Origin of the sequence: Paracoccus lichenicola (genome assembly GCF_009708075.1) — a bacterium.
GTDB lineage: Bacteria > Pseudomonadota > Alphaproteobacteria > Rhodobacterales > Rhodobacteraceae > Paracoccus > Paracoccus lichenicola.
This window is the reverse complement of sequence record NZ_WMBT01000004.1, coordinates 202,651-217,872: the sequence shown is the minus strand read 5'-3', so window position 1 is coordinate 217,872 and position 15,222 is coordinate 202,651. Positions and strand designations below refer to the sequence as shown.

13 protein-coding genes are annotated in these 15,222 nt (G+C 68.9%); 7 read left to right on the top strand and 6 right to left on the bottom strand.

What is annotated here, in order from left to right; all coding sequences use genetic code 11:
* The first annotated feature begins 21 nt into the window (after nucleotides 1-21).
* Together mobA and GIY56_RS09720 are read left to right on the top strand one after the other, a co-directional pair.
* Nucleotides 22-636: a molybdenum cofactor guanylyltransferase MobA gene (gene mobA / locus GIY56_RS09725; RefSeq protein ID WP_154764626.1), complete on the top strand. Its 615-nt coding sequence runs from the start codon at nucleotides 22-24 to the stop codon at nucleotides 634-636.
* A 40-nt stretch (nucleotides 637-676) separates the two neighbouring features.
* On the top strand, nucleotides 677-1,390 hold the full coding sequence (locus GIY56_RS09720) for a hypothetical protein (RefSeq protein ID WP_154764625.1): 714 nt from the start codon (nucleotides 677-679) through the stop codon (nucleotides 1,388-1,390).
* Here GIY56_RS09720 and GIY56_RS18750 read toward each other — a convergent pair.
* Entirely contained in the window at nucleotides 1,351-2,739 is a 1,389-nt protein-coding gene (locus tag GIY56_RS18750; RefSeq protein ID WP_154764624.1) for a cryptochrome/photolyase family protein, read from the bottom strand. The two genes, GIY56_RS09720 and GIY56_RS18750, sit on opposite strands and share 40 nt — an antisense overlap.
* On the opposite strand from GIY56_RS18750, the gene cobA reads away from it, so the two are divergent.
* Together cobA and GIY56_RS09705 are read left to right on the top strand one after the other, a co-directional pair.
* A complete protein-coding gene (cobA, locus tag GIY56_RS09710; protein ID WP_154764623.1) occupies nucleotides 2,729-3,598 on the top strand; it encodes a uroporphyrinogen-III C-methyltransferase in 870 nt (289 codons plus the stop codon). The genes GIY56_RS18750 and cobA overlap by 11 nt on opposite strands.
* A gap of 116 nt (nucleotides 3,599-3,714) precedes the next feature.
* Nucleotides 3,715-7,191 (top strand): calcium-binding protein, encoded by a 3,477-nt coding sequence (locus GIY56_RS09705; RefSeq protein WP_154764622.1) that lies wholly within the window; start codon nucleotides 3,715-3,717, stop codon nucleotides 7,189-7,191.
* A gap of 4 nt (nucleotides 7,192-7,195) precedes the next feature.
* On the opposite strand, the gene queG is transcribed toward GIY56_RS09705, so the two are convergent.
* The 5 genes from queG to pdxR all read right to left on the bottom strand — a co-directional run bounded on the left by queG (nucleotide 7,196) and on the right by pdxR (nucleotide 12,277).
* Nucleotides 7,196-8,218 (bottom strand): tRNA epoxyqueuosine(34) reductase QueG, encoded by a 1,023-nt coding sequence (gene queG, locus GIY56_RS09700; RefSeq protein WP_328288498.1) that lies wholly within the window; start codon nucleotides 8,216-8,218, stop codon nucleotides 7,196-7,198.
* 46 nt (nucleotides 8,219-8,264) lie between these two features.
* Nucleotides 8,265-8,951, bottom strand: a complete 687-nt coding sequence (gene fzlA, locus GIY56_RS09695) for an FtsZ-binding protein FzlA (protein WP_154764620.1) — start codon at nucleotides 8,949-8,951, stop codon at nucleotides 8,265-8,267.
* Nucleotides 8,952-9,029: 78 nt separating this feature from the next.
* Nucleotides 9,030-9,734, bottom strand: a complete 705-nt coding sequence (mtgA, locus tag GIY56_RS09690) for a monofunctional biosynthetic peptidoglycan transglycosylase (protein ID WP_154764619.1) — start codon at nucleotides 9,732-9,734, stop codon at nucleotides 9,030-9,032.
* Nucleotides 9,735-9,767: 33 nt separating this feature from the next.
* Entirely contained in the window at nucleotides 9,768-10,304 is a 537-nt protein-coding gene (locus tag GIY56_RS09685; protein ID WP_154764618.1) for a DUF1269 domain-containing protein, read from the bottom strand.
* A gap of 467 nt (nucleotides 10,305-10,771) precedes the next feature.
* Entirely contained in the window at nucleotides 10,772-12,277 is a 1,506-nt protein-coding gene (gene pdxR / locus GIY56_RS09680; RefSeq protein WP_154764617.1) for a MocR-like pyridoxine biosynthesis transcription factor PdxR, read from the bottom strand.
* Nucleotides 12,278-12,489: 212 nt separating this feature from the next.
* On the opposite strand from pdxR, the gene tauA reads away from it, so the two are divergent.
* The 3 genes from tauA (at nucleotide 12,490) to GIY56_RS09665 (ending at nucleotide 15,210) form a co-directional block, all read left to right on the top strand.
* On the top strand, nucleotides 12,490-13,503 hold the full coding sequence (gene tauA / locus GIY56_RS09675; RefSeq protein WP_154764616.1) for a taurine ABC transporter substrate-binding protein: 1,014 nt from the start codon (nucleotides 12,490-12,492) through the stop codon (nucleotides 13,501-13,503).
* Nucleotides 13,504-13,580: 77 nt separating this feature from the next.
* Nucleotides 13,581-14,390, top strand: a complete 810-nt coding sequence (locus GIY56_RS09670; RefSeq protein ID WP_154764615.1) for a taurine ABC transporter ATP-binding protein — start codon at nucleotides 13,581-13,583, stop codon at nucleotides 14,388-14,390.
* Nucleotides 14,383-15,210, top strand: a complete 828-nt coding sequence (locus GIY56_RS09665) for an ABC transporter permease subunit (protein ID WP_154764614.1) — start codon at nucleotides 14,383-14,385, stop codon at nucleotides 15,208-15,210. Before GIY56_RS09670 ends, GIY56_RS09665 begins: the two co-directional genes overlap by 8 nt.
* Nucleotides 15,211-15,222 lie beyond the last annotated feature (12 nt).

Sequence of the window (15,222 nt, the reverse complement as noted above, 5' to 3'; positions counted from 1 at the left end):
CGCCTGCGTCACAACCCTGCCATGACCCGCCCGCCCGCCATCATCCTTGCCGGAGGCCGCGCCACCCGCATGGGCGGGGGCGACAAGTGCCTGCTGGATCTGGACGGGTGCCCGATGCTGGCGCAGATCGTGGCGCGGCTGGTCCCGCAATGCGGGGCGCTGGCGCTGAACGCGAATGGCGATCCCGGGCGTTTCGCGGATTTCGGCCTGCCCGTGCTGCCCGACAGCCTGCCCGATCTGCCGGGACCGCTGGCGGGGATCCTGGCCGGGATGGACTGGGCGGCCTCGCGCGGGGACCGCGCGGTCGTCAGCGTGGCGGGCGACACGCCGTTCTTTCCGCCCGATCTGGTCCAGCGCCTGATGCAAGCGGGGGAGGGCATCGTCCTGGCCGCCAGCCGCGATGCCGAGGGCCGGGTTTGCGACCACCCGACCTTCGGGCTGTGGCCGGTGGCCCTGCGCGACGCCTTGCGCGCCTTCCTGGCCGGGGGCGGGCGGCGGGTGCGGGGCTTTGCCCTGGCCCATGCGCCCGCGCTGGCCGTCTGGGACGCCGTTCCGGTGGATCCCTTCTTCAACGTCAACACGCCCGAGGATCTGGCCCGGGCGCAGGCCCTTGCCCGCCAGGAACGCCGGGCGTGACATCGCGTTAACCCTTCAGTCCTTGGCAGTTGCAGGTCCCATGCGCCGTTTCCTTCCCGTTCTTGTGCTTCTGGCAGCCCTTGCCTTTGCCGTCTCGCCCCTGTTGTCGAACGGCTTCGGCGGCTATCGGCCCGACCAGTTCCCGATCCCGCAGGCCGATCCGCCGGTCCAGCCCGCCGGATGGGCCTTCTCGATCTGGGGGCTGATCTTTGCCTGGCTGGTCGCGGGATCGGCCTTCGGCGCCTGGAAGCGGGCCGGTGATCCCGACTGGCAGGCGATGCGGCCCGCGTTGCTGGTCAGCCTGGCCCTAGGCGCCTTCTGGATCGAGACGGCGCATTGGACCCCCATCGGCGCGACGGTCCTGATCGTGGCGATGCTGGTGCCTGCGGTGATGGCCTTTCTGCGGGCCGGGCGGCATGATCCGGTCTGGCAGGTGCGGCCCGTGGCGCTTTATGCCGGGTGGCTGACGGCGGCGACGGGGGCGTCCTTCGGGATGGTGCTGGGCGGCCACGGCGTCCTGTCCCAGCAGGCGGCGGCGATCCTGTGCCTGATCGCGGTGACGGTCGCGGCCCTGCTGGTCCAGGCCCGCAGGCCCGGCGAATGGGCCTACCCGGCGGGCGTCGTCTGGGCGCTGGTGGGCATCTTCGCGGCGAACCTGTCGCCCGCCAATCCGCCCGTGCTGATCCTTGCCGCCTTGGCCGCGCTGTTGCTGGCCTACAGGGCCGCGGCGTCCTTGCGGGCAAAGCCGCGATAGGCGGCCAGGGCGCGCTGGCGTCCCGCGTCCAGATCGACCAGCGGGGCCGGGCGGTGGTCCGGGTCGAAGCCCCAGGACCGGGGCACGGCCTTGGCAAAGTCCCGCGCGCCTTCGCCCCGCAGCCAATGGTCGCGGTAAAGCCGCCGGGCGTCGAACCGGCCGGCCTGGCCCTCGGGGTTGAAGACCCGGAAGAAGGGCGAGGCGTCCGGCCCGCAGCCCGCCACCCATTGCCAGTTCATCGCGTTGCTGGCCGCGTCCCAATCGGTCAGGCAGCGGGCGAACCAGTCAAGGCCCACGCGCCAGTCGATCATCAGGTGCTTGACCAGGAAGCTGGCCGCGATCATCCGCACGCGGTTGTGCATCCGGCCTGTCGCGAACATTTCCCGCATCCCGGCATCGACCAGGGCGATGCCGGTGCGGCCCTGCCGCCAGGCCTCGGCGTCCGCATTGTCGCCCTGCCAGGAAAAGCCGTCCCATTCCCTGCGCCAGCAGGTCCGGTCCATGTCGGGGGACGCATGGAACAGGTCGCGCGCGAAGTCCCGCCAAGCCAGTTCGCGCAGGAAATCCTCGGTGCCCCCGCGGCCCTGGTCCTGCGCGTGCAGGGTGCGGTGCCAGATGCGGCGGGCGCTGATCTCTCCGACGGCGAGGGCGTCGGACAGGCTGGATGTCGCATCGCCTTCGGCCGGAAGGTCGCGGCGTTCGGCGTATCCGGCGGTGATGCGGTCCAGGAAGGCCTCCAGCCGGTCATGGGCGGTGGCCTCGCCCGCCTGGACATGGCGAGCCATCACGGGCCAGCCCCGGTTCATCGCCGCCCGCGCCTCGGGCCACTCAAGGCCGTCGCTGTCGGGCCAGGCGTCGGGCGCGGGCAGGCGCGGGGCGGGCAGCGGCGCGGCAATGGCCGTCTGGCGCAGGACCCGCCAGAAGGGGGTGAAGACCTTGAAGGGCGTGCCGGTCCTGGTCAGCACGCTGCCGCGCGGCACCAGGTCGGCCAGCGGGTGCAGGTGCAGGGCCGCGCCCGCCGCCCGGACCGCATCGTGCAGGCCTTCGTCGCGGGCGAAGGGCATCCCTTCGCTGGCATGGACCGCCATCGCGCCGCTGTCGCGGATCACCTGCGCCAGCACCGTGGCGGGATCGCCCCGCCGCACGACCAGGCGGCTGCCCCGGGCCTGCAACGCGGCGGCCAGCCCCGGCAGCGCCATCGCCTGCCGCTGGGCCGAGGCAGGATGGGCCAGCGCCTCCAGCGGGTCCAGGATCACCAGGGGAATCACCGGGCCGCCCTGGGCGGCGGCAACCAGGGCGGGGTGGTCGTCCAGCCGCAGCACGCGGCGGAACCAGCAGATGACGGTCATTGCACAGCTTTCGTTCAACGGCCGGATCAGGCATCGGCGCGGGGAAAGTTTCAAGCCCCGGCATTGCCTGAAACGACAGGAATGGTATAGCTGGAAGCCCCGCCCGAAAGCCCTGGCCTTGCCCGATCCTGCCACACCGACCGGTTTTGTCTCGCTCGTCTCGGCCGGGCCGGGCGATCCCGAACTGCTGACGCTGAAGGCCGCGAACCGTCTGTCCCGGGCCGAGGTGGTGCTGTACGACGACCTCGCCTCCGGGCCGGTACTGGATCATGCCCATCCGCAGGCCGAACTGATCGCGGTGGGCAAGCGCGCGGGCCGCCCCTCGGCCCGGCAGGATCACGTCAATGCGCTGCTGGTCGAACAGGCCCTGGCCGGACGGCGGGTGGTGCGGCTGAAATCGGGCGATGCAGGCTTCTTCGGGCGGCTGGAGGAGGAGCTGGTGGCCCTTGCCGCCGCCGGGATCGCCTTCGAGATCGTGCCGGGCGTGACATCCGCCAGCGCGGCGGCGGCGGCGGCGGGGATCCCGCTGACCCGGCGGCTGACCGCGCGGCGGGTGCAGTTCATCACCGGCGCGGACGTGACGGGGCAACTGCCGGGCGACATCCACTGGGCGGCCATCGCCGATCCGGCGGTCACCACCGTCGTCTTCATGGGCCAGCGCAGCTTTCCCGAACTGGCCGCCGGTCTGCGCGCCCACGGAATGCCGGGCGACACGCCCGCGCTGTTCGCCGAATCCGTGGGCCATCCCCACCAGAGGCTGATCCGCACCACTATCGACGGCCTGGACCGGATGCTGCAAGGGGCCGCCGTCACGCAGCCCGGCCTGATCATCTATGGTCCCTTGGCCTTCGACATCTAAAGATTGCGTCAAATCCCCGGGAAAACCCGTCTGTTCGGACGGCGCGCGTTAGGGTTTTGTTAAGCATCGGCCCCGGCTCGGGACCATGCAGCTGAAACGCGCATTCAACGGACAAGATGATCTCTTATCGCCACGTGGCCACCTATGGGGCCGCGCACACCCGATGGTTGTCCGGCGTTGCCGATCTTGCCACCGCGCAGATCGGCGGCAGCTGGATGCTGTTCGCCGTCAGCGCGCGGGGCGGGGTCAGCAGCTATCGGATCAGCGACCCCGACGCCCCCCTGGCCCTGGTCGCCACCCAGGCCTTTCCCGCCAGCCTCACCTATCGGGCCGAGCCTGTGCTGACCGTCCTGGACATGCCGGCGGGCGATCGCCTGCTGGTCGGGGGGATGTCGGGCGGCGGCGGGACCGGGCTGTCCGTCAGCGGCTCGGGCACGCTTGGCGGCTTTGCGCCGCTGTTCCCGGCGGCCCCCATCGGTTCCCGCCTGTCCGCCAGTGGCCAGATGGTCACCGACGCGGGCCGCTTCCTGTTCTCGGCGCAGCCCGACACGCTGGTCCTGCAGGTCCACAGGATCGGCAGCGACGGCAGCCTGGCCGCCGTATCCTCGGTCAGCCTGCCCATGCCCCCCGGCGTGGCCGAGGCGTCGCTGGACAAGATCATCGCCCTGACCGTGGACGGCCAGCGCCTGCTGGTCGCCATCTCGGGCCTGGGCAACTTCATCTCGACCCATGCCATCGGCGCGACGGGCACCCTGGGCGCGGGGGCGATGCATGTCGCGGCCGAGGGGACGGGATACTATGTCCCCTCGGACATCGCGGCGCTTCAGTTCGGGGGACGCAGCTTCGTGGTGGTGGCGGGGGCGACCTCGTCGTCCTTGTCGGTGTTCCGGGTGGACAGGACCGGGGCGCTGACCACGACCGACCACATCGTGGACGAACTGACCACGCGTTTCCAGTCGGTGACGGCGCTTGCCACGGCGGTGGTGGACGGGCGCGGCCATGTGATCGCCGGGGGCGCGGACGGCGGCATCAGCATCTTCACCCTGCTGCCCGACGGCAGGCTGCTGCACCTGCAGACCATCGCCGATACCGCCGACATGACGCTGGGCAAGGTCAGCGCCATCGAGGCGCAGGTGATCGACGGCCGGATCGTGCTGCTGGTCACATCGGACGGGGAAACGGGCGTGACGCAGCTGGTGGTCGAGCCGGGCGCCATCGGCCAGACGGGCCTTGCCGGGGCCGGGGTGGTCGGTGGCTCGGACAACGACGACCTGCTGGTGGCGACCGGGACGACGACGCAGCTTAGGGGCGGGGCGGGCGACGACATCCTGGTGACGGGTCCCGCCAACATCAAGCTGACCGGCGGCGCGGGGGCCGACATCTTCGCCATCACCCGCTTTGACGGCCGCGTGGTGATCGCCGATTACGAACCGGGCGTGGACCGGTTGGACCTGTCGATGCTGGGCATGATCCGCAGCACCTGGCAGTTGAAGTTCGCGCCGCAATCCTGGGGGATGCGGATCGTTTACGGCAACTCGGTCCTCGAGGTGCGGACCCTGTCGGGCCAGGGCCTGGTGCCCACGGATTTCGGCAACGGCATGTTCCCCATCGGGCATTACTGGCTGCCCGAACTGGATCCCGTGACGGTCGGGCCGCCCCCCACCACGGTCGGCACCTGGATCTTTGGCGGCGCGGGGGCCGACCAGCTGCTGGGCGCGGGCGGGCCGGACGTGATCCAGGCGGGCACGGGCAACGACACCGTGTCCGCAGGGGCGGGGGCGGACACGGTGCACGGTCAGGGCGGCAACGACCAGTTGCGCGGCGGGGATGGATCCGACCTGCTGCTGGGCCATGCCGGCCATGACACGCTGTTCGGGGACGAGGGCAACGACGGCCTGCTGGGCCATGACAGCAATGACCTGCTGTGGGGCGGGACCGGCAACGACACCCTGCGGGGCGGGGCGGGCAACGACCTTGCCTATGGCGGGGCGGGGGCGGACCGCCTGCTGGGCGAGGACGGCAACGACACCCTGTCGGGCGAGGATGACGACGACCGGCTGGAGGACAGCGGGGGCGACAACCGCCTGATCGGCGGGCGCGGCAACGACACGCTGGTCGCGGGCGCGGGTCTCGACCGGCTGTGGGGCGGCGACGGCGGCGACCTGCTGCAGGGCGGGGCGGGCAACGACCTGCTGTACGGGCAAGAGGGGAACGATACCCTGTGGGGGGGACTCGGGTCCGACCGGTTGGAGGACGGCCTGGGCAACAACCTGCTGCAGGGCGAGGCGGGCAACGACACGCTGGTCGCGGGCACGGGTCTCGACCTGCTGCGCGGGGGGGCGGGCCATGACATCCTGCACGCGGGTGGGGGCAACGACCGCCTGTTCGGCGACGGGGACAACGATCACCTGTTTGGCGGCGGCGGGGCCGATCTGCTGGACGGGGGCCTTGGAAATGACCAGCTAGATGGCGAATCGGGGGCGGATCTTCTGAACGGCGGCCTTGGTCACGACACCTTGCAGGGGCAGGACGGCAATGACGCGCTGACCGATCTTTCGGGCAACAACCGCCTGCTGGGACAGGAGGGCGACGACAGGCTGCGGGCCGGCGCGGGCATCGACTGGCTGTCGGGCGGCCTTGGCACCGATTGGCTGTTCGGCGGGGCGGGCAACGACCGTCTGGGGGGCGACGGCGGCAATGACCGCCTGCTGGCCGAGGCGGGCAACGACATCCTGACCGACCTGCTGGGCAACAACCACATGGACGGCGGGGTGGGCAACGACCAGCTGATCGCCGGTGCGGGGTTCGATACGCTGGCGGGCGGCATCGGCAACGACCAGCTCCGCGCCGGGGCGGGGAACGACCGGCTGGATGGCGGCGCGGGCAACGACACCCTGTGGGGCGAGGGGGGCCATGACATCCTGGCCGACCTGCTGGGCAACAACCTTCTGTGGGGCGGGGCCGGCAACGATGCCCTGACCGGGGGAACCGGCACCGACCGCCTGAACGGAGAGGCCGGAAACGACGCCCTGCGGGGCGGGTCGGGGACCGATGCCCTGCGCGGCGGCGGGGGCAACGACCGCCTGTTGGGCCAGTCCGGGAACGACGGGCTGTGGGGGGACGCCGGCAACGACGTGCTGTGGGGGGATGACGGCAACGATGCCCTGGGGGGCGGGCTTGGCAATGACCTGCTGCAGGGCGGGGCGGGTCTTGACCGGCTGGTGGGGGATGGCGGGAACGATGCCCTGCGGGGCGGCCCGGGCAGGGATACGCTGGTCGGCGGGACAGGCGCCGATATGCTGGCAGGCGGGGCCGAGGCCGATGTCTTCCGCTTCCTGTCCCCGGCCGACAGCACCGCAAGGCTGGCCGATGTCATCGGGGATTTCCAGGCGGGGATCGACGATCTGGACCTGCGGTCCCTGAACCTTCGCTTCGTCGGCAGGGCCGCCTTCAGCGACGACCATCAGCTCCGCTGGCAACATGCCGGAAACGAGACACGCGTCCTGGCCGACCTGAACGGGGACGGCCATGCGGATTTCCTGCTGCGGCTGTCGGGGCACATCGCGCTTGACCGCGACGACTTCCTGCTGTGACGCCTCAGCCCTGCGCCAGGCGCTGCACGGCCCAGGCGGCCGCGTCGGCCACCGCCGGATCGGCATCCCCCGTCAGGCCGCGCGCCACCCCGGCCAGATCCGCCCGGCCCGAATTGCCGATGGCATACAGCACGTTGCGCACGAAGCGGTCGCGGCCGATGCGCTTGATCGGGCTGCCCGAGAATCGCTCCCGGAAACCCGCGTCGTCCAGCACGGCAAGCTCGGCCAAGGGCGGCGCACCGACGAGGCCGCGATAGCGCATCTCGGACCCGGCCTGGGCGAACTTGTTCCAGGGGCAGGCGGCCAGGCAATCGTCGCAGCCATAGATGCGGTTGCCCATCAGCGGGCGCAATTCGGGATCGACCGGCCCCTTGTGCTCGATCGTCAGGTAGGAAATGCAGCGCCGCGCATCCAGCCGGTAGGGTGCCGGAAAGGCCCCCGTGGGGCAGGCATCCAGGCAGGCGCGGCAGGTGCCGCAATGGGAACCCTCGGGCGCGTCAGGGGGCAGGGGGATGGTCGTGAAGATCGAACCCAGGAAGAACCAGCTTCCCAACTCGCGCGACAGCAGGTTGGTGTGCTTGCCCTGCCAGCCCATGCCCGCCGCTTGCGCCAGGGGCTTTTCCATTACGGGCGCGGTATCGACGAAGACCTTGATCTGCTCGCCCGGGGCCTGGTCCAGCAGCCAGCGGCCAAGGCGCTTCAGACGCTTCTTGACCAGGTCGTGATAATCGCGCCCCTGGGCATAGACGCTGATCGCCGCCCGGTCCGGCTGGTCCAGCACCGCCAGCGGATCGTGGCCGGGGGTGTACAACTCGGCCAGCACGATCACCGACCGGGCCTCGGGCCACAGCGCCGCCGGATCGCCGCGCCAATGGGTGCGCTCGGCCATCCAGCCCATCTGCCCGTGATGCCCGGCCTCCAGGAACTGTTGCAGGCGGTCCGCGACCTCGGGCACCGCATCCGGCACCGTGACCCGCATCCGCGAAAAGCCCACGGCTTCGGATTCGGCCGCCAGACGCTCTTTCACCTTTGCCCAAATATCCCGGGGGGCCTGGGGGGCTGGCCCCCCAGCCTTATCCGAAATCAAGCTCGGCATAATGCGGGGCCGGATGGATGCCCGGCACCTGGTCGGCCAGGATCGAGCGGAAGGCCGGGCGCGACTTGATGGTGGCATACCAGTCGCGCAGGATGTCCGAGCGGTCCCAATCCACGTCCGAGATGTAGTCGAGGCAGGAAAAATGCGCCGCTGCCGTGAAATCGGCCAGCGACAGGCTGTTTCCGGCCAGCCAGCGGCGGGTTTCCAGCAGCGTGGCCAGATAGTCGATATGCTCCTTGATGGCGCGCAGCCCGTCCTTGACCACGCGGCTGTCGGGATAGCCCTGGCGGGTGATCTTTTTCCACACGCGTTCGTTCAGGATCGGCACCGTCACCTCGGCATTGAACTTGTCGTCGAACCAGGCGCACAGGCGGCGCACCTCGTGGCGCTCCAGCGGCGTGGACGGCATCAGCGCGGGCGAGGGGATGGCCTCGTCCAGGTATTCGATGATCGCCTGGCTTTCGGCCAGCATGTTGCCGCGATGGCGCAGAACGGGCAGCTTGCCCGCCGGGTTGCGGCGTTTCAGGTCGGGCGGGCTTTCCCAGTAACGCTCCTCGACCAGCTCGACCTCGATCTTCTTTTCGGCCAGCACCAGGCGCACCTTGCGGCAAAAGGGCGACAAGGCCGTATGATAAAGCCGGGTGGTCTGGGTGTTGCTGTTCATCGCCTGCTTCTGGACCTTCTTGTCACGCTGGCGCCCTTGATAAGCCCGCAACCCCCGCTGTTCAACCGGCGCGGGGATCTAGAAGCAATCGGCCCGCCCGTCGCGGGCGATGGTCGCCGCCCCGTCGGCGATGGCGCGCGACCGCGTCGAGGCGCGGGGGCTGCGGGTCTTGGGCGCGGGCAGCACGGCGGCCAGCCGGGCGGCCTGCACGGGCGTCAGCCGGTCGGGCGTGGTGCCGAAATAGTCGCGCGCGGCGGCCTGGATGCCGAAGACCCCCGGCCCGAACTCGGCCACGTTCAGGTAAACCTCAAGGATGCGGCGCTTGGACCAGAAGGCCTCGATCATCGGCGTGAAGGCCGTTTCCAAGGCCTTGCGCGTCCAGCTGCGGCCCTGCCACAGGAACACGTTCTTGGCCGTCTGCTGCGTCAGGGTCGAGGCCCCGCGCGACGACCCCGAGGCCACGACCTTGCGGATTTCCACCATGTCGAAGCCCCAGTGCAGGCAGAAATTCGCGTCCTCGGCGGCCACGACCGACCGGCGCATGACAGGGGCCACGTCCTCGATATCGACCCATTCGCGCGGGGCGGCGGCTTCCGACACGATGGTCCAGGTGGTGGGCGGATTGATCAGGGCATAGACCATGACCAGCCCGACCATCAGCGCCAGGAACCGCAGCGCCAGCCAGCGCAGCCAGATCAGCACGCGCCGCAGGGGACGCCAGCGGAGGGCTGGCGCCGCCCCGGGTTCGGCGGGCGGAGGGCTGAACAAAAGGCGAATGACCATGGGCTGCCATGTCTCATGCAGCCCCCGCTTGCGTCAAGCGCCCGTGGCGGGCGCGGCAGGCGGCACGGGCGGGACGGCGGCGCCACCCGACAGCGCGTCGCGCAACCGGTCCTCGTCCTCGCGCGACAAGGATGTCTGCAGGACGCGGCCCCGGTGGCGGAAGGACTGCAACCGGTCCAGCACCTTGTCGGCCGTCATCTTGCGCAGCAGCACGAAGACCGCCGAGCCGCCGGGCGGCAGCGCGCGGGCCGTGTCGCGCATGAAATCGTCATTGATGCCGACATCCGACAATTGTCCCGCCAGCGCCCCCGAGGCCGCGCCGACCGCCGCCCCGATCAGCGGGTTCAGGAAGATCAGGCCGACGAAGGTGCCCCAGAAGCCGCCGCCAAGCGCGCCCGCGGCGGTCAGGTTCACCGCCTGGTGCAGCTTGATGTCGCCCTCGGACGGGCGGGTGACGACCACCGCGTCCTCCATCTCGATCAGGTAATCCCCCTGCATCTTCACCAGTTCGGCGCGCAACTCGAAGCCGGTGGCCTCGTCGTCGAAGGCGATCACGATCAGTTCCGACATGGTTTCTCCTTTTCCGGACATGCGCGCCCAACGACGATGACAGCCCGGGGGTTCACCGAACGGATTGAAAATTCCGCGTTGGCCTTGCGCCGCGGCTGCACCTTGCCGGAGATCATCAGCACTCTGGAAAGACCGGGAAGGACAACCCCTCCGGAAAACGAAGGGCAGGCCGGTGGATGCCTTCCGGTCTTCGATCGCGACCCTGTGTGACCGGGGCCTTTCATGCGCGCCCATGACCGAGCTGCCTTCGGGTTCCACTGAAGATCCGGATCGGGTGGAGGCTGGTTCCACCGCAGCCCCGCGGGAAAATCCCGGTTCTCGGCCACCAGCGCGGCATCGGGGCGCCCGGCCGCGATGTCTTGCAGAAGGGGTCCGACAGCCCCGCCGCCCGCAGCGGCCGCTCGCCCGACACGTCAGCGGGTCACACGGGCTGGAGCGCCGGGGAGCGGGCGCCAGCCGCAGCGCCGTCAGGTCGATCCTTCGCCTGCGACAGGATCGCGCAATGCAGACAGTTCGCGCGCGGCCCGGTCGATCAGGGCCACCCCTTCCGGGATCCGGTCCGCCGCGATCGACGCATAGCCCAGCCGGAACACCGGGCAAGGCGACGGGGTGTTCTCGAAGAACACCGCGCCGGGTTCGATCAGGACGCTGTCACCCTGCAGCCGCGCGGCCAGTTCGGCGCTGTCGGTTCCCGGCGCGCTGATCCACACACTTGAACCGCCCTGCGCGGCCGCCCCCTCGATCCTCAGCATGGTCCTTGAGATCGCGTCTTCCAGAACCCGCCGCCGTTCCTTCAGGGTCTGGCGCAGGCGGACGATATGCGCGTCGTAATGGCCCAGGGCCAGGAAATAGGCCGTGATCCTTTGCAGATGGCCGGGCGGATGGCGCAGCATGATCGCCCGCAAGGCGCGCGCCCGGGCGATGAAGGGCGCGGGCGCGACCATGTAGCCGATCCGCAGCCCCGGAAACAGGGACTTGGAGAAACTGCCGATATAGATGACCCGGCCCGACGCATCCAGCGACTTCAACGCGGGTGCGGGCGGGGCCAGGTAGGACATCTCGAAATCGTAATCATCCTCGATGATCAGCGCGTCCATCTGGTCCGCCCGGTGCAGCAGTTCCCGCCTTCGGGACAGGGGCATCGTCGCGCCGGTCGGAATATGGTGGCTGGGCGTGATGAGGATGAGCCGGGTATTGGCGGGCAGCATCGCCGGGTCCAGCCCCATCGAGTCCACAGGCAGGAACGTGGTGGGGCTGCGCGCCCGCCGCAGGGTTTCGGCAAAGTCGGGATAGCCCGGCTCCTCGGTGACGGCCAGGCGGTCCACGCGGGCCAGCAGTTCGATCGCCAGGAACAGGGCATTCTGCGCGCCAAGCGTGACAAGCACTTCGTCCGGCCTGGCATTGAACCCCCGCCGCGGCAGGGTGTTGGAACAGATGTAATCCAGCAGCAACGGATCGTCCGCGCCGTACCGGTCCGCGGCCAGTTCCGAAAAGTCGCGCGTCCCCAAGGCCCGGCGGGCGCAGTCGCGCCAGGCGTTGTGATCGAACAGGGTGGGGTCGGCCTGGCCGAAGATGAACGGATACCGGAAGTCGCGCCAGTTGCCCGGCTTGCGGATGACGCGCTTGGGCAGGTCGTGGTCCGACAACCATCGCGACCATTTCACCGTCTGGGATCTGGCGGCGGGCAGGGGCGTCACGTCCACGCGGCGATGCGGCACGGTCGCCGCGACCGCGGTTCCCGATCGCGGCAGCGCCTCGAGATAGCCCTGGCTGACAAGATCCTGAAAGACCAGCGTGACGGTCATCCGGGACAGTCCCAGGCCTTGCGCCAGTTGGCGGCTTGAGGGCAGCCTTGCGCCCGGGTGCGCCCGGGTTTCCAGGATGGCGCGAATGATGGCGGCGGCCAGGCGCCCTTGAAGGGTCGGCGCATCTTCGCGCAGGAAGATGGCGTCCAGGGGAATGTCGCTTGGCATCTGGACCTATATTCGGTTCCATCTGGACATATCCTTGTGGTCCGTTCCCTGCAACATTTTGTCGCACAAGCGGTCAACCGGACCCACGCACCATGCAAGGGGCTGACGACAAACGGAACGCGGCAAGGCACGGACCGGAGGCACAAGACAATCCGGCTACAAGGGTCAGAAAAGCATCTGAACCGAAAAACACGAAAACAGGGAATCGCAGAATGACCACCATCAGCCAATCCAGGGTATTTCTGGCCGCAATGACCCTTGGCGCCAGTTTCGCCGGTCACGCCCTGGCCGACACGACCGTTGTCGTCGGCTATCAGCAGATCGTCGGACCCTTCATCAACGCCATCGCCGACGGCAGCATCGACGCCGCGGCCCGAAAGGCGGGCTACACGATCGACTGGCGGCAGTTTTCCTCGGGCGGGGACATCTCGACCGCGCTTGCCTCGGGCAACGTGCCGGTCGGCGTGATCGGCTCGACCGGGATTGCCGCCGCGACGACGCGCGGCGTCGAGATGCAGTTGTTCTGGATCCTCGACAACATCGGCAAATCCGAGGCGCTGGTCGTGCGCAACGGCTCGGGGATCGAAAGCCCTGCGGATCTGACCGGCAGGAACGTCGCGGTGCCCTTTGTCTCGACATCGCATTTCCACCTGCTGGTCGGCATGGACCAGGTGTGGAAGATCGACCCGCGCGGCGTGAACATCCTGAACATGAAGCCGCCGCAGATCCTGGCCGCCTGGCAGCGCGGCGACATCGACGCCGCCTATGTCTGGCCGCCCGCGCTGACCGAACTGATGAAGGACGGCAAGGTGATCGCCGACAGCGAACAGATCGGCGCGGCCAGCGTCCCGACCTTTGACGGGCTGGTGGTGGACACGGAATTCGCCAAGGAAAACCCCGCCTTCATGCAGGCGTTCACCGATGCGCTGGCGGCCTCGTATGCCGACTACAACGCCAACAAGGCCGCCTGGACGGTGGACTCCGCCCCCGTCGCCAATATCGTCAAGACCATCGGCGGCGAACCGGCGGGCGTGGTCGAGGCACTGGGCATGTTGTCGTTCCCGGATGCCGGGGAACAGGCCTCGGAAACCTGGCTGGGCGGCGGCGCGCTGCGTGCCGTTTCCGAAAGCGCGCGGTTCCTGGTCGAGCAGAAGCAGATCGACGGCGCGCTGGACGATTATGCCCCCTTCGTGAATGCAAGCTTCGCGCAGGCAGCGGCGAAGTGATGCGCCGGATGCCCCGCGGCATGGTGCCCGGGGCCTCATCCCACGCCTTTCACCCCTTTTTCTGAAAGACCACTGAGATGCAGACCTTGACAGTATCCGATGTCGACCTGGTCTATCCCGGCCATCTGGACGGCGCCCCGATCAGCGCGCTGAAAGGCGTCAGCCTTGAAGTGAAAAGCGGCGATTTCGTCGTCGCCTTGGGCGCCTCGGGCTGCGGCAAGACCACCTTGCTGAACCTGATGGCCGGGTTCATGGCCCCTTCGGCCGGAAAGATCACCCTGGGCGGCCGCCCCGTCACGGGTCCCGGCGCCGAGCGCGGCGTGGTGTTCCAGAAACACGCCCTGCTGCCGTGGCTCAACATCATCGACAACGTCGAATTCGGACTGAAGCTTCAGGGCGTCGATGCAAGAACCCGGCGCGAGCGCGCGGTCAAGAACCTGGCGCTGGTCGGGCTTGAGGATTTCCACAAGCAGATGATCTATCACCTGTCGGGCGGGATGCAGCAGCGGGTGGGGATCGCGCGGGCGCTGACCTGCGACCCGGCCATGTTGCTGATGGACGAGCCGATGGCGGCGCTGGACGCGCTGACGCGCGAAACGGTGCAGGAACTGCTGCTGAAGATCTGGCAGCAGACCGACAAGATGTACTTCTTCATCACGCATTCGGTCGAGGAAGCCCTGTTCCTGGGATCGCGGCTGATCGTCATGTCGCCGCGCCCCGGCCGCATCACCCACACCTATGACCTGGACTTCAACCGGCGCTTCCTTGCCGAAGGCAATTCCCGCGCCATCAAGTCAAGCCGCGACTTCATCGAAATGAGGGAGGAAATCCTTGGCATCATCTATGGCGACGAACGTGCCGGCGCGAAAGAACGGCTCGATGCTTGACCGTCTGACCCGGTCCCGCCCTGCCAGGCCCGGCGTATCCTATGGCGCCCCCGGCGACGGATCCAGCGCGATGATCAGCCTGGCCACCGCGGTCGTGCTGATCGGGTTGTGGTTCCTGGTGACAAGCATGGGGTGGGTCAAGCCCCTGTTCCTGCCGGCCCCCGCCGCGGTCTGGGGCAAGTTCGTGCTGGCCGTGACCGAGGGGGTGTCGAACTCGACCCTGTTGCAGCATACGCTGGCCAGCCTTGGCCGGGTTCTGGGCGCCTTTTTCCTGGCGCTGGTCGTGGCGGTGCCGCTGGGCATCCTGATGGGCGTGAACCGTGTCATCCGCGGCGTGATGGATCCGATCATCGAATTCTATCGCCCGTTGCCGCCGCTGGCCTATCTGCCGCTGATCATCATCTGGCTGGGCATCGGCGAATTTCCCAAGGTGTTCCTGATCTTCCTGGCCATCTTCGCGCCCATGGCCATCGCCGCCCGCGCCGGTGTCCGCTCGGTCTCGATCGAACAGATCCATGCGGCCTATGCGATGGGCGCCAACAAGCTTCAGGTGATCTTCCACGTCATCCTGAAAGCGGCGCTGCCCGAGATATTCACGGGAATGCGCATCGGCATCGGCGTCGGCTGGACCACGCTTGTCGCGGCCGAGATGGTCGCGGCCAGCCGCGGCCTGGGCTTCATGGTCCTGAACTCGGCCGAGTACCTGGCCAGCGACGCGGTGATCATGGGCATCATCGTCATCGGCATCCTGGCCTTTGCCTTCGACCTGCTGATCCGCCGCATCGAAAGGGCGCTGATCCCCTGGAAGGGCAAGATCTGACCGACCGGCCCC